Origin of the sequence: Streptomyces sp. NPDC051109 (genome assembly GCF_044455885.1) — a bacterium.
In the GTDB taxonomy this organism is placed as follows: Bacteria; Actinomycetota; Actinomycetes; order Streptomycetales; family Streptomycetaceae; genus Streptomyces.
Map to the genome: position 1 here is coordinate 114,228 of NZ_JBITFF010000021.1, position 17,305 is coordinate 131,532.

General features: G+C 70.1%; 17 protein-coding genes. 10 read left to right on the forward strand and 7 right to left on the reverse strand.

Annotated elements, in window-relative coordinates; all coding sequences use genetic code 11:
- The first annotated feature begins 148 nt into the window (after positions 1 to 148).
- From ACIBAD_RS30360 to ACIBAD_RS30370, 3 genes are read left to right on the forward strand one after another with little or no spacing between them, the layout of a single operon-like run.
- Positions 149 to 793, forward strand: a complete 645-nt coding sequence (locus ACIBAD_RS30360) for a sigma-70 family RNA polymerase sigma factor (RefSeq protein WP_134067179.1) — start codon at positions 149 to 151, stop codon at positions 791 to 793.
- On the forward strand, positions 784 to 1,464 hold the full coding sequence (locus tag ACIBAD_RS30365) for a hypothetical protein (protein ID WP_134067177.1): 681 nt from the start codon (positions 784 to 786) through the stop codon (positions 1,462 to 1,464). Before ACIBAD_RS30360 ends, ACIBAD_RS30365 begins: the two co-directional genes overlap by 10 nt.
- Complete coding sequence (locus tag ACIBAD_RS30370) at positions 1,461 to 1,826, forward strand: hypothetical protein (RefSeq protein ID WP_134067175.1); 366 nt, start codon at positions 1,461 to 1,463, stop codon at positions 1,824 to 1,826. The genes ACIBAD_RS30365 and ACIBAD_RS30370 overlap by 4 nt, the downstream gene beginning before the upstream one ends.
- 400 nt (positions 1,827 to 2,226) lie before the next feature.
- Here ACIBAD_RS30370 and ACIBAD_RS30375 read toward each other — a convergent pair whose 3' ends face one another.
- Positions 2,227 to 2,490, reverse strand: a complete 264-nt coding sequence (locus tag ACIBAD_RS30375) for a GlsB/YeaQ/YmgE family stress response membrane protein (RefSeq protein WP_134067173.1) — start codon at positions 2,488 to 2,490, stop codon at positions 2,227 to 2,229.
- A gap of 327 nt (positions 2,491 to 2,817) precedes the next feature.
- A complete protein-coding gene (locus tag ACIBAD_RS30380) occupies positions 2,818 to 4,155 on the reverse strand; it encodes a geranylgeranyl reductase family protein (RefSeq protein ID WP_398909819.1) in 1,338 nt (445 codons plus the stop codon).
- Between the two features lie 697 nt (positions 4,156 to 4,852).
- Here ACIBAD_RS30380 and ACIBAD_RS30385 point away from each other — a divergent pair.
- The 3 genes from ACIBAD_RS30385 to ACIBAD_RS30395 all read left to right on the forward strand — a co-directional run bounded on the left by ACIBAD_RS30385 (position 4,853) and on the right by ACIBAD_RS30395 (position 6,875).
- Positions 4,853 to 5,287 (forward strand): STAS domain-containing protein, encoded by a 435-nt coding sequence (locus ACIBAD_RS30385; RefSeq protein WP_134067169.1) that lies wholly within the window; start codon positions 4,853 to 4,855, stop codon positions 5,285 to 5,287.
- A gap of 328 nt (positions 5,288 to 5,615) precedes the next feature.
- A complete protein-coding gene (locus ACIBAD_RS30390) occupies positions 5,616 to 5,903 on the forward strand; it encodes a helix-turn-helix transcriptional regulator (RefSeq protein ID WP_398909821.1) in 288 nt (95 codons plus the stop codon).
- Positions 5,904 to 6,602: 699 nt separating this feature from the next.
- On the forward strand, positions 6,603 to 6,875 hold the full coding sequence (locus ACIBAD_RS30395; RefSeq protein ID WP_398909823.1) for an isoamylase early set domain-containing protein: 273 nt from the start codon (positions 6,603 to 6,605) through the stop codon (positions 6,873 to 6,875).
- A 519-nt stretch (positions 6,876 to 7,394) separates the two neighbouring features.
- Here ACIBAD_RS30395 and ACIBAD_RS30400 read toward each other — a convergent pair.
- From ACIBAD_RS30400 to ACIBAD_RS30410, 3 genes are all read right to left on the reverse strand, one after another.
- Positions 7,395 to 7,775: a hypothetical protein gene (locus tag ACIBAD_RS30400; protein WP_166681884.1), complete on the reverse strand. Its 381-nt coding sequence runs from the start codon at positions 7,773 to 7,775 to the stop codon at positions 7,395 to 7,397.
- 112 nt (positions 7,776 to 7,887) lie between these two features.
- Positions 7,888 to 8,016 carry a hypothetical protein gene (locus tag ACIBAD_RS30405; RefSeq protein WP_398909825.1) on the reverse strand — a complete coding sequence of 43 codons (129 nt, stop codon included), beginning with the start codon at positions 8,014 to 8,016 and terminating at the stop codon, positions 7,888 to 7,890.
- 133 nt (positions 8,017 to 8,149) lie between these two features.
- Complete coding sequence (locus tag ACIBAD_RS30410) at positions 8,150 to 9,208, reverse strand: YihY/virulence factor BrkB family protein (protein ID WP_134067163.1); 1,059 nt, start codon at positions 9,206 to 9,208, stop codon at positions 8,150 to 8,152.
- A 529-nt stretch (positions 9,209 to 9,737) separates the two neighbouring features.
- Between ACIBAD_RS30410 and ppk2 the strand changes: the two genes are divergently transcribed.
- Positions 9,738 to 10,724: a polyphosphate kinase 2 gene (gene ppk2 / locus ACIBAD_RS30415; RefSeq protein WP_398909827.1), complete on the forward strand. Its 987-nt coding sequence runs from the start codon at positions 9,738 to 9,740 to the stop codon at positions 10,722 to 10,724.
- A 797-nt stretch (positions 10,725 to 11,521) separates the two neighbouring features.
- Here ppk2 and glgX read toward each other — a convergent pair.
- Positions 11,522 to 13,657 (reverse strand): glycogen debranching protein GlgX, encoded by a 2,136-nt coding sequence (gene glgX / locus ACIBAD_RS30420; RefSeq protein ID WP_398909829.1) that lies wholly within the window; start codon positions 13,655 to 13,657, stop codon positions 11,522 to 11,524.
- A 132-nt stretch (positions 13,658 to 13,789) separates the two neighbouring features.
- Between glgX and ACIBAD_RS30425 the strand changes: the two genes are divergently transcribed.
- The gene (locus ACIBAD_RS30425; protein ID WP_398909831.1) at positions 13,790 to 14,290 is read left to right on the forward strand and encodes a TspO/MBR family protein; all 501 of its coding nucleotides are present in this window, start codon (positions 13,790 to 13,792) and stop codon (positions 14,288 to 14,290) included.
- Between the two features lie 131 nt (positions 14,291 to 14,421).
- On the opposite strand, the gene ACIBAD_RS30430 is transcribed toward ACIBAD_RS30425, so the two are convergent.
- Entirely contained in the window at positions 14,422 to 14,673 is a 252-nt protein-coding gene (locus ACIBAD_RS30430; RefSeq protein ID WP_134067155.1) for a DUF6213 family protein, read from the reverse strand.
- A gap of 559 nt (positions 14,674 to 15,232) precedes the next feature.
- On the opposite strand from ACIBAD_RS30430, the gene ctaD reads away from it, so the two are divergent.
- Together ctaD and ACIBAD_RS30440 are read left to right on the forward strand one after the other, a co-directional pair.
- The gene (ctaD, locus tag ACIBAD_RS30435) at positions 15,233 to 16,915 is read left to right on the forward strand and encodes a cytochrome c oxidase subunit I (RefSeq protein WP_134067153.1); all 1,683 of its coding nucleotides are present in this window, start codon (positions 15,233 to 15,235) and stop codon (positions 16,913 to 16,915) included.
- Positions 16,912 to 17,301 (forward strand): cytochrome c oxidase subunit 4, encoded by a 390-nt coding sequence (locus tag ACIBAD_RS30440; protein ID WP_134067151.1) that lies wholly within the window; start codon positions 16,912 to 16,914, stop codon positions 17,299 to 17,301. The genes ctaD and ACIBAD_RS30440 overlap by 4 nt, the downstream gene beginning before the upstream one ends.
- Positions 17,302 to 17,305: the final 4 nt, after the last annotated feature.

Genomic DNA, 17,305 nt, shown 5'->3' on the forward strand with positions numbered 1-17,305 from the left:
CCGGTGCGGCGCCCTCATATCTTGGACACCTGACAGGGGCATTCCTCACGCGGCGCCGCGTACCCCGCCTGCAGCAGCCACCCCGCCTACCATCGAGGAGTACGTACGGAGGCGGCGGCGAGCGCCTTCGGCAGGAAGCGAGCGGCGGATGCGCAACCGGATCGACCCGTCGGCCCAGCACGGCGTGGACGGCCCCCTGCAGCGGGCCTCGCCTCCGAGCGCCGGCATCACCCTGGAGCGCGAGGACGCCGGTGCTCTGGACGACAGCGTGCTGACCGTACGAGCCTCGGAGGGGGATGAAGACGCGTTCGCCGTCCTGGTCCGCCGGCACAGCAGCCGCCTGCTCGCCCTCTCCCAGCACCTGCTCGGCAGCCGCACGGACGCCGAGGACGCGGTGCAGGAGGCCTTCCTCAGCGCTTGGAGGCGACTGCCGGAGTTTCGGCACAGGGCTTCGTTCGGTACCTGGATGTATCGCATCGTGACGAACCGGTGCCTCAACACCCTGCGACACCGGCCCTACCCGCTGCCCTTGGACACCGTGCCCGAACCCGCTGCCGCGGATGCGGACAGCTCACCGCCCCGCGTGGCTGAGATCGACGCAGCGACGGCCGCCCTGACGGCAGCGCTGCTGGAACTGAGCCCCGAGCTCCGGGTGTGTTGGGTGCTGCGGGAATTGCACGGCCTGCACTACGAGGAGATCGCCCACGTGGTGGGCAGCAGTGAACAAACAGTGCGCGGCAGGCTCTTTCGCGCACGACGCGCTCTGACGGAGGCGATGCGCCCATGGAGCTAGATGACCCGCGCCCGACGCCCGGTGACGAGGCGGCAGGTGTGAGCGCCGCACGGGCCGAAACTTCTCCGGGTACCGAAGCCGAGCTGCTGGCGGGTATGGAGCTCCTGCCTTGCGGACGCCCCCTCGGCCAAGCCTGGCAGCAGGCCCGCGATGCGGTCGGCGCTCCGGACCCGCACCGCAGCCGATGTCCCCACTGCCGCGAGGCCATGGAAGGTCTGGCTGCCCTGGATCAGGCAACCCGAGCTCTACGCGCCGAGGAACAACCCGACAGCCACGGTCTCGCCGCCCGGGTCATCGCCGCGGTCCGCAGCGAGGTACGACTGGGGGCGATGTTGCTTCTCGACGACCCTGATCATGACCTGCGCATCGCCGAGAGCGCCGCTGCGAAAGTGCTGCGCCGGGCCGCCGACACCGTACCCGGTGTCCGCGCCGCCAGCTGCCGCATGGCCGCCGCGAGGGGCGGCAGCGCCGTCCACGTCGTCGCCATCACGGTGGCCGCCACGCTCGACCAGCCGCTGCGAGGGCGAGCCGAGGCCGTGCGCCGAGCCGTCCTCCACGCCGCTGAGCACGTTCTCGGCCTGGTGGTCACGACCGTCGACGTCGAAGTCAGCGGTGTGCTGGAACCGTTCCGCGTGCCGCTTCACGAGCGGTCCGGATCGGGGGAACGATGACCGCATCCAAGCGCGAGAACGTTCACAGGGCGGCAGCCCGGGCCGCCCTCGACATTCCGGGCGTGGTGGCACTCCAGCCCGCGCTTGCCGACCGGCTGGCCCGCGCTGCCTCGCGCGTGTACGAGGTGGTGGCCGCAGGTGCCACCGGGCACCGCGACGAGGTGTCCGGGGTTCGCTGCGAACTCACCCCGGACGGCGATTGGCACCTTGAGGTGCGATGCGTCCTGGACGGTCAACACCGCGTAGTCGACGTCGCGCGACGGGTTCGCGAAGCCGTGCGGACGACCGTCGCCACCTACCTGGACCAGCACGGTACGGCGGCGGACGTCACCGTGATGGTCACCGTCACCCGCACCGTATAGCCCGGTCGCGTTCCCCTGCCGCGCGACGGTTGGTTCCACGGCTTCGACAACCGGCAGCGTGTCGACATTTAAAACGGGTAGGGGGCACACATGGATCAGGGAGCGCGTTTCTCCGTTGATCCGGAAATGGCCTTGCCGGCGAAATGAGAACGTCGGCCCGCAGCCCCCGGGAGGCAACCGTGAAGTTCGACCTCCGGAGGCGCGGACACAAATGGAGACGGCGTCGCGCGGTTGTTCGCTGGACGCGGCCACCTGTCGGGCGGGTCCTCTTCAGACTGTCGGTGTGGGGTGTGCGGCTGACGGTGTGGGCCGCTCGACGGGGGTTGCGCCGAAAGGTGACGCGCGTCCTGCATCGGTTACGGACTGTCCGAGGAAACGGCTTCGCGGTTTCCGTTCCCTGCTACCGCGTTGCGCGACTGAACAGTCGGAAAACCCCGAGGAGGATGATGGAGCCGACGATGGCGGCGATCCATGTCGAGATCTCGAAGAAGCCGTCGATGGAGTCGACTCCGAAAATCACCTTACCGAGCCACCCGCCGAGCAGGCCGCCCGCGATGCCGATCAATGTGGTGACGATGATGCCACCGGGGTCCTTTCCGGGCATCAGCAATTTGGCGATGATGCCCGCGAACAGACCGATCAGAATCCAGGCAAGTATTCCCATGATTCCTTCCTGTCTCGCCTGAGCGAGGGCGGGTGCTCGATCGTCGGCCGTCCAACTCCAACGATGCCGGCGAACTCATCTGAAGGTGTCCTTGCCCTTCTCCTTGACGCGCCGGGCGTTGCCCCGCGCCTGCAGAGCGGCGCCCTTGGCGGCGAGGGTCTCCTTGCCCATGGCATGGGCTGCCTTCTTCACCGCCCGTCCCACAACTCGTTCGACCTCAGCCTTCGCTTTCTCGCCGGCGCCCATATCGGCCCCCTTGATGTCTTGTTCTATTCATATTTCCCTGTTGGTCGCTCCCAAACGATTTATGTGATAACCGCCGTGGTCTCAATGCCGTGGGGACGGCACGAGGCGCAGCAGTGCGTGCAGCACGGCGTCGATGCTGTCCTCTGAGGGGTCGTTGGTGACGTTGGTGAGCAGGCGGGCCAAGGCGCGCAGCAGCGTAGGCGAGGCCATGACGCGGGGGTGGAGGAGCGGCCGAAATCCGTGACGGGCGAAGACGAGGCCGCTGGCGAGGTTGCCCAAGCGGTAGTACCGCCCCCACCGTCGGCGGATCTCGACCGGATACTGCTGCAGCGCGTCCTCCCGCCGCGGTCCCGCCGGGCGGGCCAAGGCCAAGGCGATGGTCTCTGCGGCGACCTCCGCGGCCTCCATCGCCTGAGCAATGCCTTCGCCGCTCCACGGACTGACCATTCCTGCGCTGTCTCCGACGAGGAGCAGGCCCCGACGGTACTGGGGATGTCTGTTCAACCCCATCGGCAGCGGTGCGCTGCGCAGGGGCGAGTCGGCGTTCTCTTCCCGGATTCCCCACTCTGGTGGCAGTCGCGGCAGCCAGTGCTCCAGCGCCGTCCGCAGGTCCACCGCCCGGTGCCGCCGCCGGGGCAGGGCGCCGAGGCCGACGTTGACACGCCCGTCCCCGAGCGGGAAGACCCAGCCATACCCGGGTAGGTCGAGCCCGGTGCGCGGACATCGAAGATCGGCCCACAGCTCCAGGTACGGATCATTGGTGCGTGCCTCGCTGCGGTAGTAGCGCCGCGCCGCCGCCGCGACCGGCCGGCTTGCATCCCGTGCGAGTTCGAGGGCCGTTGCGGTCCGCGCGGAGGCGCCGTCGGCCGCAACGACCAGCGGTGCCCGGTAGCGAACCCGTTGCCCGTCCGGCCCGCGCGTAGCAGTCACCCCCGTGATGTATCCCGCGCGGGTGACCAGGGGGCCCGTCACCTTCACATGCGTGCGTAGACGCGCCCCGGCGGTGCTGGCGTGCGCGGCGAGTAGATCATCGAAGTCGTGCCGGGTTCGAGTGAGCCCGAAGTCAGGAAGGCTGCCCAGCCGTGGCCAGTCGAGTTCTGCCTGGTTGCCCTGGCACACCCACCGCATTCCGCGGTTGCGCATCCAGCCCGGTGCGTCGATGTCGACACCGAGCCGCACCAATTGAGCCACTCCTCGCGGTGTCAGCCCGTCCCCGCACACCTTCTCCCGGGGGAAGCCGCTCTTCTCCAGGAGCAGAACGTCCACCCCTGCCCGCGCCAGATGCGCGGCGGCGGCGGATCCGGCGGGCCCCGCCCCCACCACGATGACTTGGGCTTCTTCTTCCCCCGAGCCCTCGCCGACCGCAGTGGGGCTGGGGGAGGTGCCATCGCCGCGTACTTCATCACCCTCAGTGGCCATCCCCTCACTATGCCCGGTCGGGTGCCTGCGGGGCCCAAAGCGGGGTCGGAACCGCCGATACGGCGGTCAGCCCGCTTTCCCCGCTGCGGCGCGGGCGGAGCCGTCGAAGGGCAGGCGGGCTCCGCGCCGCTTCCCCATGCCCTGGGCTTCTCCCCGCTTCGCCGCGCTACCGCGGCTGTGAAAGGGCGCCGGAGGGCGGCTAGATGCCGGGAATCCCGCGTCATCGCGCGTCCCAGAACTCGGCACCGCGCGCCGAGTGCAGCCGATACCGGTGTCGATGCCTGCGGGCCGGCCGCTGCCCACCCAACACGGAACCCAGTGGCCCATCGGCCCGGTCGGCAGTGGCTCGGGGTGCGGCACCCCGCACAGGACCGTCACAACGCCGCGCGGCGACACTGCGAAGAGCAGGTCCGGTCCACACGCCTCGTGGTCCCTATGGTCTCGGGCGTCGTCCCCGCCTGAACGGCGCGGCTCGGGACAGCGGCGCGGACAAGCCCCGGCCCCGCCGCGTCCTCGTTCCTTCCTCGCCACGCCCTCGCAGCCCACCGGCCGCCGCAGCCGGCTGGCCCGAGCTTCGCCCGGACCTGAATCCAAGCCTGGGTCGGCAACGCTGCTGGCGCGTCTCTGCGCCGACCTGGGGGTGCCACGACAAAATGGTGGGCCGCCTGTGAGGTGGCGGTGACGGGAGGAGACCGTAATGATCACCCTGGACGTCCAACACTGCGGCACCTCGGTCCTCGTCAGTGTCAGTGGACAGCTCGACGGCGCCTCCGGGACCGTCCTGCAGCGGACACTGGACCACGTTGCCGCAGGCGAGCGGATTCTCATGGTCGACGTGCACGCCGTATCCACCATGGACCCGGACGGCGTCCTCCACGTCCTGGACCTCCACCGACGCGCCGAATGCCTGGGCCTGCGGGTGCTGATCGTGGGCTGGCAAGCACAGCCCCGGCAACTCATGGCCGACATGGCCCGCATCCCCGGCCCCGCGGCACGCGCGGACGAACGCTACGCCCTGGCCGGTTTCCGCCGCCTGATCACTGAACGCGCGCGGCGCGCGCAGGGCCTCTCGGCGCTCGCCACGGCTGGGGGTCGCACCCCCAGCGGCGCAGCAGAGGTCTCAGGTTTCTGAGGGTCCACAGGCGCGGGGCCTGTCGGAGAGGCGGCGGTGGCCCAGGTTCCACCCACGGCAAATCAGACGGTAGGGCGCCCTCGCCGAGGCTGCCGTGTCCGGGCCGCGCCGTACTCGGCCAGCCCCGCGTTCGCATCTGCGATGACGATCTGGGGGGCGTCGGCCGGCAGTTCGTTTGTACTGACCTGGCCGGTACCTGCACACCTGTCGGGAACGACGGGGGCCATGGCCCGAGCCGTGGGGACGCAGACCCCTCTGAGGAGAGAGCTGTTTCCGGAGAATTCCAGCGGGCATGCGCGTCAGAGCAGTACGAGACGGAGGAGACGTCGTGGACCGGCAGGCCAGAGGCTGGGGTTTTCTCACCAACCACGCGCGCGTGCTGCTGGCCATCGCCCGCGACGCTGACCTTCGCTTTCGCGACATCGCTGCGGCCTGTCACATCACCGAGCGCACGGCTCAGAGCATCGTCACCGACCTCGAAGAAGCCGGCTACCTCAGCCGCGAGCGCGACGGACGACGAACACGCTACAGACTGCACGTCGACGGCACAGTCCCCCATCCGGCAGAGGCACACCTGCCCGTGCGTGAACTGCTGGACCTGCTCAGCGATCACTGATCCCGCTGCCTCGGCCGACTACACGGAGTGCCATGGAGCCATGGCCGCAGCAGAATGCAGGTCGCCATCCCGCCGCCGGAGAACCACTGTCTGGGCGGACCAGGCGCAGGTAGCGGCGTTCGACGACACGCTCACCCCTGCGGTCCTGGCGCTGTGCAGGCCGGGGACGGCCCATGCGGCCCAGGGACTTCCGCACGTCTCCGGCGTCGTCCACGAGCCCGGGGTCTGAACCGATTCAGGCCGGCCACCCATCGGCTCTTCAGCGATTCCGCGCGCCTGGATGTCCTGCCCGGTGCCAGCTCGGGCCGGTGGCTCGGGAGCTGTCGCGACCGGGACCCCGCCCCACGGAGCACGGCGCCCGAAGCGGGACCGGCGGCTTGATGCAGTCCTGCCGGCTCCGTACCAGCCTCGCCCGGCGAGTGCGTGCCCACCGGCCGCACTGCAGAGCGCCGGGCAGGGTGGCTGGGGTGTCCGTGGCGGGACCCGGCCGGGGTGGCTTCGACCGGCCGGGGCCCGCGCATGTGGACCTCTCATCGCCGTGCCACCCTGACATGCCGTGCCCCGCGCTGCGCGCCGGGCACGGGCAGGGGTGCGCCAGGCGGGTGACAAGCACACACTTGCGGCTGCGCGGGGACGCGCCCGGGATCGGCCCGCCTGAGGATGGGGATTCCCGTTGTGCCTCATCGAATGGAGCCACTCATGCTGGAGCGCAGGTCGCGCAAGGACGGTACCGAGGTCACGTTCGTCCTCCCGCGGGAGGATCCGCCGGGGCCGGTGAGCGTGGTGGGGGACTTCAACGACTGGCGGCCCGGCGTCCACACGCTCCAGCCGCGTAAGGACGGCAAGCGGGCGGTCACGGTTGCGCTGCCGGGCGACACGACGCAGTCGTTCCGCTACCTGGCGGCCGGCGACTACTGGTTCAACGACGAGAGCGCCGACCACGACGGCGCCAACAACCGCCTCCACACCTGACCTGACCCCGGTCCGGCCGAGAGCCAAGTCCCGTCCGTGACCTGGGGTATCGGCAGGGCCGGCACGTACGCGCTTCCCCCGGTACTCCACGCATGGCGAGCTCCCGGCCCGCAGCCGGACCCGTCTGCCGGACCTGTTCCACGGGTGAGGCCGTCCAGGCGGTGGCGGAGGAGTATGTGTCCCCGGCCCTCACCCGAGCATGTGGCCGCCGATCGCAAACGCCCCTACGCAGCGCCGCAACGGAACCCTGCCCGCGATCGTCGGTGTTGACCATCTGGGTGGGGAGACGCGCGGGGCTCCGGCAGCAGCGTGGGGGAGGCCATGACTGGGATGCAGGGGCGGTTGGCGGCTACGGGGTGAGGGCACGTGAGGGCCGTATCCGTAAATACGGCTCACTCGGGCGGGGGCTGTGCGCGGGGTGGCGGCGGGTCTGCGCGTGCCAGGCCCGCCGCTCGGCCCCGGAACGGCGAGCGCGTTCAGCGCTTCGTATTCCGGGGCCGGCGCGGTGTCGGGGTCCGGTCAGAGACGGCCGCCCGTCAGCCGTGAGAGGGGGCCGCGCCGGCGAAGGCCCGCCCGTCGGCCGACCGCGTACGACGCGGCCACGAGAGTGGCCGTCCCCGTTGCGGCGCCGGCGGTGACGGCCTTGCGTGCACGTACGGCGCTCCACAGCTGACCGGCGCGGTCGACGGTGCCCCGCAGGGCCTGGGCCACGACACGGGTCTTCTCCGCGAGAGGGGCGGGTAGCACCGTCAGCGTGCCCGTCGCCCCGCCCTTGGTGTCGGTGGTGGTCTTCGCGCCGGCCTCCGCGGTCTGGGTGGCGCGCTGCCTTGTCGTGGTCCCGTCCGAGCGGGAACCGCTGGACGATGCCGTGGAGTTGGTGGAATTCTCGGATGCGGTCATGTCCCGCGTCTGGCCGCATTCACTGTCGCTAAACCTCTCCGGAAGCCTGCCGAGCGGCCCGAGATCGAGGAACCGCACCAAGCCCTCGGGATCGTCACCAAGTCCACGATCCTCAGCAGCGCGCGCAACAGACGGCCGCGTTGGGCGTCCATCCGGGCGAGAACATCGGGCGGACCTTCGGATAGCGGGCGAACAGGATGGCGTAGAAGTAGACCGTCATGTCCGCTGCCAGGTGCTCCACCACGGGAGCGGGTGGCGGGTTCCTTCGGGGCAGGGCCGGGAGCGCACGGACTGCTGGTTCGGCCCATCCGGAACCTCAAGGGCTCAGCGCTCCCCGGTCGCCGGTCTGGATGGATTCCACCGGCGGGTGCGGGTCAACGGGCGCGCCGCTCGGCCTCTTCGCTCCACTCGCGGGTGTCCCGCGGCTCCACGTACGGCTCGTCCTGCGCGGGCAGTCCGCCGGCGATGGCGCGTTCGCGGCTCATCTCGGCGTCGAATTCCAAGCCTAGGAGAATGGCGAGGTTGGTGATCCACAGCCAGATCAGGAAGACGATGACGCCCGCCAGGGTGCCGTACGTCTTGTTGTACGAGCCGAAGTTCGCCACGTAGAGGGCGAAGCCGGCGGAGGCGACCAGCCAGATCACCAGCGCGAGGAAACTGCCCGGTGTGACCCATCGGAAGCCGCGCCCCTTGGCGTTCGGGGCCGCCCAGTACAGCACGGCGATCATGATGGTTACGAGGACCACCAGTACGGGCCATTTCGCGATCGACCACACCGTGACCGCCGTCTCGCCAAGCCCGAGGGCGTCCCCCGCGCGGCGGGCGAGACTGCCCGTGAACACCACGATCAGGGCGCTCGCCGTCGCCATGACCATCAGCCCCACCGTGAGGGCCAGCCGCAGGGGCAGAACCTTCCACACGGGCCGCCCTTCCGGGATGTCGTAGACGGCGTTGGAGCAGCGGATGAACGCGGCGACGTACCCGGAGGCGGACCACACCGCGGCGATCAGGCCGACCACCGCCAGGACGGACCCGGTCCCCGGACCGCCCTGGAGCTGGCGGACCGCGCCGGAGACGATGTCCCGCGCCGCGCCCGGGGTCAGCCGCTGGAGATTGTCCAGGACGGATTGGGTGGCGGACGCTCCGGCGACTCCGAGCAGGGACACCAGTACGAGGAGGGCGGGGAAGAGGGACAGCACGCTGTAGTACGTCAGCGCGGCGGCCCTGTCGGCCAGCTCGTCGTCCTTGAACTCCTTCAGCGTTCTCTTCAGCACCGCCGACCAGGACTTCTTGGAGAGTTCGGTGGGCCCCTCAGGCTCGTTGCGCTCCACCTCGGGGCCGGGGCCGGGGGCCGGATCGGGGCCCGCCTCGGCGCCCGGTGGACGGCTCTCATTGCGCGTGTCCCTGTTGGCGGGTGCCGATGTGTGCTCCATACCAAGCCCCTGTCCTGTCCGGCCGCCTGCAAACATCCCTGGTCAAGGGGAATGCATGGCCAGGATGGACGCTCGACGGTCGACACTCGACGGTCACGGCGCCGGGAGCCCGGCGCGGTCTTCGGTGGAACCGGTGGCCGCTTCTGGCCCGCTCCGGCGCGCCGCCGGCGCACACTGCTGCGCAGCCGGACGAACCGGTCCGGCGGCCGGGACGGGCAGTCAGCGGGTGTGGCGGTGCCGGCCGTGCTTGTGCGGTTCGCTGGTCGTCAGCAGCACGAGGGCCAGCCCGAGAGGCAGCAGGAACAGCAGTAGGAAAGTCATGCACCCGCGTGTACCCGCCAGGGAGCCGTCCACACGGGGCGGACCGGCATTCTCAGGGGGCCCGGTTGGGCCGGGGCGGAGCGCCCTCGGGGCGAGCGCCCGGCAGAGGCGGGTCAGCGCGAAGTGGAGGCGGGGTTGCGGCGGGCCACCTCCTGCGCAACCTCCACCCTGGGGTGAGTGACTGGTGAGGCTGGGGTATAAGCGGGGTGTGAGCGAGCACGGGCGCGGCCTGGACCCGGGAGAAGCGCTGCTGGCCGGATTGAGCGTGGATGCGAGTCGGCCGGAGCAGCCGGTGCTGCTCGACGGGGCCGGCGAGCCGATACAGACCTGGCGGGAGAACTACCCCTACGACCGTAAGATCCGGCGAGCCGAGTACGAGCGTGCCAAGCGCATCCTGCAGATCGAGCTGCTCAAGCTGCAGCGCTGGGTCAAGGACACCGGAGCGCGCGTGGTGGTGATATGCGAAGGCCGCGATGCAGCGGGCAAGGGCGGCACGATCCAGCGTTTCACCGAGCGTCTCAACCCTCGCGGAGCCCGCATAGTGGCGCTCGACAAACCGGACCAGCGCGAAGCGGGCCAGTGGTACTTCCAGCGCTACATCGCGCACCTCCCCAACCGCGGTGAGATCGTCTTCTTCGACCGCTCCTGGTACAACCGCGCCGGCGTGGAGAAGGTCATGGGCTTTTGCACCGAAGAGGAGTGCCGCCGGTTCCTGCGCCAGTGCCCCACCTTCGAGGCCATGCTCGTCGAGGACGGCCTGCTGCTGATCAAGTTCTGGTTCTCGGTGTCCCGCGCCGAGCAGCGCACCCGCTTCGCGATCCGCCAGGTCGACCCTGTGCGGCAGTGGAAACTCTCACCCACCGACCTGGCGTCGCTGGACCTGTGGGACGCCTACACCACCGCCAAGGTCGACATGTTCCGCGCCACCGACACCGCCCAGGCGCCCTGGACCGTCGTCAAGAGCAACGACAAGCGCCGCGCGCGGCTGGAGGCGCTCCGCAGCCTGCTGTGGCAGATCGACTACACCAGCAAGGACGAAAACGCGGTCGCCCGCCCCGATCCCCTGATCGTGGGAGCCGCGGACACCCTCCTGGAGGCCGGAGAGGATCCGGCCGGTCTCTCACCCACCCCGTTGGGCGGCCCGCCGACGGGCCCCGGCCACCACCCTCCGGCAGCCCACGGCACAAGGCCCTGAAGCAGCGCCACCGCCGGCCGGCGCGGGGCTGCTGCCCGGTGGCCCGTCAGGAGGCGTCCTTCGCGCCCTGCGCCGTGGCCCCGGCCCGCCCCGCAGCCGGACTTGAAGGCTCTCGATCCTTCGGCGTCGGCGGGATCTGGGGGCGACGCTCGGCTGGAGCGCCGGGGCACCCGGCGTGACCACGTACGTGGGACCCGGCGGCGACTTGGTCGGCCGCCCCCGGTCGCCCTCGGCATCGACGTCGTCACCGTCCGGAACCCAAGGACGGAGAACGTGCAGCCGGGCCAGTCCGACACGCCGGAGCCCAGGCCCGCGAAGCCGGGGGCCTGCCCCTCAACCCGTGGCTCAATCCGTGGGCTCTTGAGGCGCGGGCTCCCGGGCAGGGTGATCATTCGCGGTCTGTGCTTCGTTCTCCTCACCCTCCGAGTCCATGGCTACCCGCAGGTCGGGCGCCGGAGGGCCCAGCGGCGGGAGATCAGGCGTACGGGCGTCTTCGCTCTCGGGAACCTTGGGGGGCAGCTCCGGTTCGGGTGTCACGGGCGCGTGGGCTTCGCGTTCATCAGTCATGTGGCCCGCCTGCCCCTCATTTAGGTCCGAACACCTCCCCGGCGGTGCCTCCCCCCCCGTGCGCGCATGTCACTGCCTACTTGACGTCCGCACGTCACCGCAGCGTCCGCGACCCGGCCGTCCGCCTCGCCGTCCGGTCCCGCCGTGCCGCGCCGACGGGCTAGCGTGAACCAGCCGGCTGGTGGTCGACCCAAGGCCGCCCTTCGCCCGCCCTGTGGCCGCGCGCGCGGTCAGGCCGCCTCCGGCCCCGGATCCTCCCGTGCGCTGCGCAGGACCACCATGCTGTGCGACTCCAGCCGCAGATCGCTGCCCGCCTTCAACTCCCGTTCGTCCGGGGCGTCCGTGCTCGCGGTGTCGACCAGCAGCGTCCATTGCGCGGCGAACCGGTCCACGGGGAGGCGGAAATCGACTGCCGTGTCCGAGTTGTTGAACATCAGCAGGAAGGAGTCGTCCGTGACCCGGTTGCCGTAGCTGTCCGGCTCGGTGATCGCCCCGCCGTTGAGGAACATGGCCAGTGCGCCGGCCTGCGGCCACGTCCAGTCGTCGTCTTCCATCGGCGTGGCGTCGGGGCGCAGCCACTCGACGTCCGCGGGCACCCGGCCCGAGTGACCTGCGGGACGCCCCGAGAAGAAGCGCCGGCGCCGCAGCACGGGATGGTCGCGCCGGAGCCGGATGAGACCGGAGGTGAAGCCGAGGAGCCGCCGGGCACTCTCGTCGAGGTCCCAGCCGATCCAAGTGGTCGGGTTGTCCTGGCAGTACGCGTTGTTGTTGCCGCCCTGTGTACGGCCCAGCTCGTCCCCATGGCTGATCATCGGGATGCCCTGGGAAAGGATCAGCGTGGCCATCAGGTTGCGCTGCTGCCGTTCCCGCAAGGCCGAGATGCCGGGGTCGTCCGTCTCGCCCTCCGCTCCGCAGTTCCAGGACCGGTTGTGGTCCTCGCCGTCCCGGCCGTCCTCTCCGTTCTCCTCGTTGTGCTTCCTGTCGTACGAGACCAGGTCGCGCAGGGTGAACCCGTCGTGGGCGGTGACGAAGTTGACGCTGGCGAGCGGACGGCGGCGATCGTGTTCGTACAAGTCGGCTGAGCCGGTGATGCGGGAGGCGAACTCCCCGAGCGTGCCGTCGGCGCCGCGCCAGTAGTCCCGGACGGCGTCGCGGTAGCGGCCGTTCCACTCCGACCACAGGGGCGGAAAGTTACCCACCTGGTAGCCGCCCTCGCCGAGGTCCCAGGGTTCGGCAATGAGTTTGACCCGGCTGATCACCGGGTCCTGCTGGATGACGTCGAAGAAGGCAGAGAGCCGGTCGACCTCATGGAACTGGCGTGCGAGGGTGGCGGCGAGGTCGAACCGGAAGCCGTCGACGTGCATCTCCAGGACCCAGTACCGCAGGGAGTCCATGATCAGTTGCAGCACGTTGGGATGGCGCATCAGCAGGCTGTTGCCGGTGCCCGTGGTGTCGTAGTACTGGGAGCGGTCCTCCTCGACCAGCCTGTAGTAGGCGGCGTTGTCGATCCCCTTGAACGCCAGGACGGGCCCCTTCCCGTTGCCCTCGGCGGTGTGGTTGTACACGACGTCGAGGATGACCTCGATGCCCGCGGCGTGCAGCGCTTTCACCATCTGCTTGAACTCGGTGACCTGCGCACCGCGGCTGCCCGTGGCCGCGTAGCCGTTGTGCGGGGCGAAGAAGCCGATGGTGTTGTAGCCCCAGTAGTTGGACAGCCCCTTCTCGGCAAGGTGGCCGTCGTGGATGAACTGCTGCACCGGCATCAGTTCGAGCGCGGTCACCCCCAGGCCGGTGAGGTGGTCGAGGATGGCCGGATGGGCGATGCCGGCGTACGTGCCGCGCAGTTCCTCGGGGAGGTCGGGATGGGTGCGCGTGAGGCCGCGTACGTGGCCCTCGTAGATGACGCTCTCGGCGTACGCGTAGCCGGGCGGCCGGTCGTCGCCCCAGTCGAAGCTCCGGTCGGTGACCACCGACACCATGGTGTGGCCCGCGCTGTCCAGGGTGTTGGGCTCCGCACCGTCCGCGAAGTGGTGGCCGTAGAGCGATTCGTGGTGGTCGAGCTGCCCGTCGATGGCGGTCGCGTACGGGTCCAGCAGGAGCTTGGCCGCATTGCAGCGGTGTCCGGCAGCCGGGTCGAACGGGCCGCTGACCCGGTACCCGTACCGCTGGCCGGGGCCCACGTCCGGGAGGTAGACGTGCCATGCCGACCGGTCGATCTCGGTCATCGGGACGCGCGTCTCGCGCCCGGCATCGTCGAGCAGAACGAGGTCCACGCCCTCGGCGACCTCGGAAAACAGTGCGAAATTGGTGCCGGAGCCGTCGTACGTCGCTCCCAGCGGATACGGTTTGCCCGTCCATGTACGCATGGAGTCACGCTACTGTCGGCGGGGCTCCGGGGCCCGCCGAACAATTGGCCCTTGGCCCGGAGTGTCGCGCCCGACCGCCGAACCGCCCTCGCCGCCCGGTGTGGAAGCGGCGGGTCCGGGCAGAAGCCCGGCATGCGGATCTTCAGCGAAGCGCACCCGGTGGGCGTCGGTCGGCGGTCCTACGCCGTCTCCGCCCTCGCGGTGGCCGCGGCCGCCGCGGCCGGCTCCGTCGCCGTCGACCCGGACAGTTCCTGGTACCGCCAGCTGCGCAAACCGACCTGGCAGCCGCCGGGCTGGGCCTTCGGTGCGGTCTGGACCCCGCTGTACGCAGGGATCGCCTGGGCGGTCGGCCGCGCCTGGAACGCGGCGCCGTCCGACCGTCGCGCCGCCCTGGCAGGCAGCGTGGCCGCCAACCTGGCCCTGAACGCCGGCTGGAACTGGTTGTTCTTCAAAGCCCGCAACCCCGCCGCGGGCCTGGCCGGCACCCTCGCACTGGACCTCAGCAACGCCGAGCTGCTCCGGCGCGCCGCCCGCGTGGACCGGGCGGCCGCAGCGGCACTGGTGCCGTACGCGGCCTGGTGCGGCTTTGCCACGGCCCTGAACGCCTCCCTTGTGCGCCGCAACCGCGCCTGATGACGATCGCTCCGGCAGCGGGGCCGCTGGCCGGAGACGCTGACCGCGGACCGACGCGCGGCCGCACGGCGGTCCACCCGCAGTCCACAGCGATCCACCCGCGGTCGGCGCCCCAGGCGACATACTCCGCGTCACTCCCCGTCGAGCGCCCAGCCCTCCGGGGCCGACGCGAAGGCGATGCACTCCACGTCGATGCTGTCGGCGAGCTCGTCCAGCACGCCTGCCAGACCGTCGACGGTCTGACGGTCCACCGCCGGGTCGCCGGCGTCCGCCGCCTGCATCCAGTCGACGGCGATGGTACGCAGCAGGGCGGTGACCTGGTCGGCGGGAATCAGCGGAACGCCGTCCTTTCCCGGGATCAGCGGAATCGTGACGTGGATCATGAGACCGCCTCCAGCGGGAGTGTGTCGGTGAGTGATTGCGCCCTGACTGCGGGAAACGGCGAAGGCGTCGCAAAAAACAATTCGCCGAGGAGCGCGTACCCGGAGTGCCCGGGGTCAATCCCCGAGGCCCGGGCACCGTGGTGATGACGGGAAATCCGGTAACGGTCGAGCAGCTGACATCGCCGGCGGAGACCCCATGGTGGATGCGGGAAGTCGGCAGGAAGGCAATGGCGGTCGACCAGGGACGGCATCGGCCTCCCCACGGGCAGGGACGTGGTCGTCCGCGCGTCGGCTGAGTACCCCGGACCCGGCCGAAACGACTGCGTGGGCCGGGCCGCCGACCCCATGCGCCGCCTTGAGCACCGCTGTTGCCCACCGAACCGAGGAGGTCGTCGGACGCACGAGCAAGAGCAGCGTCTCGGCCCGGGCCGCCCTTGTCCGGCACTCGGCTAACAATGGCACGGCTCGCCGTCCGCCTACCGCCGGGTGGGCCCAGCGGCTGCCAGGGTTGGTGAGCGGCTGACGACGGGCGGCCGACGCGCGTCCTGCGAGGAGGCCCATGGTGTCGGTCGAGGAGAATGCAGCGCCTCCGGAAGCAGCGAAGGCAGCGGAGGCAGTGGAGGCGGCCGAGGCGCACCGCAGAGCCGCCGTCGGGGCCCGCGTGCAGCAGCTGCTGTCGACCACCGACCACAAGGTGATCGGATACATGTACCTGATCACGGCTTTCGGCTTCTTCCTGTTCGCGGGAGTGCTGGCGCTGCTGATGCGAGCGGAGCTGGCGCGTCCCGGCCTCCAGATCGTCTCGTCCGAGCAGTACAACCAGTTGTTCACGGTGCACGGCACCGTCATGATGTTGCTGTTCGCCACCCCCACGTTCACCGGATTCGCCAACGCCGTGATGCCCCTCCAGATCGGCGCGCCCGACGTCGCGTTCCCGCGGCTGAACGCGTTCACGTACTGGGTGTACCTGTTCGGCGGGCTCATGGTGGTGAGCGGGTTCCTGACGGCGAACGGATCTGCGGCGTTCGGATGGTTCGCGTACGCGCCCCTCAACGGAGCCGCCTACTCCCCGGGCATCGGCGCGGATCTGTGGATCATGGGCCTTGCCGTCTCGGGCCTCAGCACCATCCTGGGGTCGGTCAACTTCATCACCACGATCGTGTGCCTGCGCGCACCCGGCATGACCCTCTTCCGGATGCCGATCTTCACCTGGAACGTGCTGTTCACCTCCATCCTGGCGCTGCTGGCCTTTCCCGTGCTCGCCGCGGCCCTCCTCGCCCTGGAGGCGGACCGGAAGCTCGGTGCGCACGTCTTCGACGCGGCGTACGGCGGGGCGCTGCTGTGGCAGAACCTCTTCTGGTTCTTCGGCCACCCCGAGGTCTACATCGTCGCGCTGCCGTTCTTCGGCGTGGTCAGCGAGATCCTGCCGGTGTTCAGCAGGAAGCCGATCTTCGGGTACGTCGCGCTGGTGGGCGCCACGATGGCGATCACGGGCCTGTCGGCGACGGTGTGGGCACACCACATGTTCGCCACCGGTGCGGTGCTGCTGCCGTTCTTCTCCCTCCTCTCGTTCCTGATCGCCGTGCCGACCGGCGTGAAGTTCTTCAACTGGATCGGGACCATGTGGAACGGTTCGCTGTCGTTCGAGACGCCGATACTGTGGTGCTTGGGATTCCTCGTCACATTTCTGCTGGGCGGACTGACCGGGGTGCTCGTCGCGTCCCCGCCGATGGACTTCCACCTGACCGACAGCTACTTCGTGGTGGCCCACCTCCACTACGTACTGTTCGGCACGATCGTTTTCGCCACGTTCGCCGGGTTCTACTTCTGGTGGCCCAAGTTCACCGGCCGGATGCTCGACGAACGACTGGGCAAGATTCATTTTTGGACCCTTTTCGTGGGCTTCCAGCTCACCTTCCTGGTCCAGCACTGGCTGGGCGAGCAGGGCATGCCCCGGCGCTACGCCGACTACCTGGCCGCGGACGGATTCACCGCCCTGAACACGCTTTCCACGCTCGGGGCGTTCCTGCTGGGCCTTTCGACGCTTCCGTTCCTCTACAACGTCTGGCACACCGGCCGTCACGGCGTACGGGTCACATCGGACGACCCGTGGGGATGGGGCCGGTCCCTGGAATGGGCCACCGGCTGCCCGCCGCCACGGCACAACTTCCACGCGCTGCCCAGAATCCGCTCCGACTCGCCGGCTTTCGATCTGCACCACCCGGAGGTGAGACCGCGGTGAGGGCGGAAGCCTGGCTCTTCACCGGCGTCGCGGTGTTCTTCGCGCTGACCGGGGGCGTCTACGCGGCGCTGTCCGACGACCCGGCGGGCATCGCCGCACTCATGGTCTCGCTGCTGATGTCCGGCCTCGTCGCAGCCTTCCTGTGGAGGCAGTTCGGTCGGGACGGCGAACGGCCCGAGGACGACGAGAACGCGGAAGTGGCCGAACGCGGCGACCGCCGTTTCCTCTTCCCCGCGCGCAGCTACGCCCCCGTGGTCGCGGCGGCGGGAACGGCGCTGATCGGCCTCGGAATCGTACAAGGACTGTGGCTGACACTGATCGGCTTCGGCCTCCTCGCACCCGGGGTGTTCGGATTCGTCTTCCGCGGGGGTGCGCCCGACTCCTGAGCCG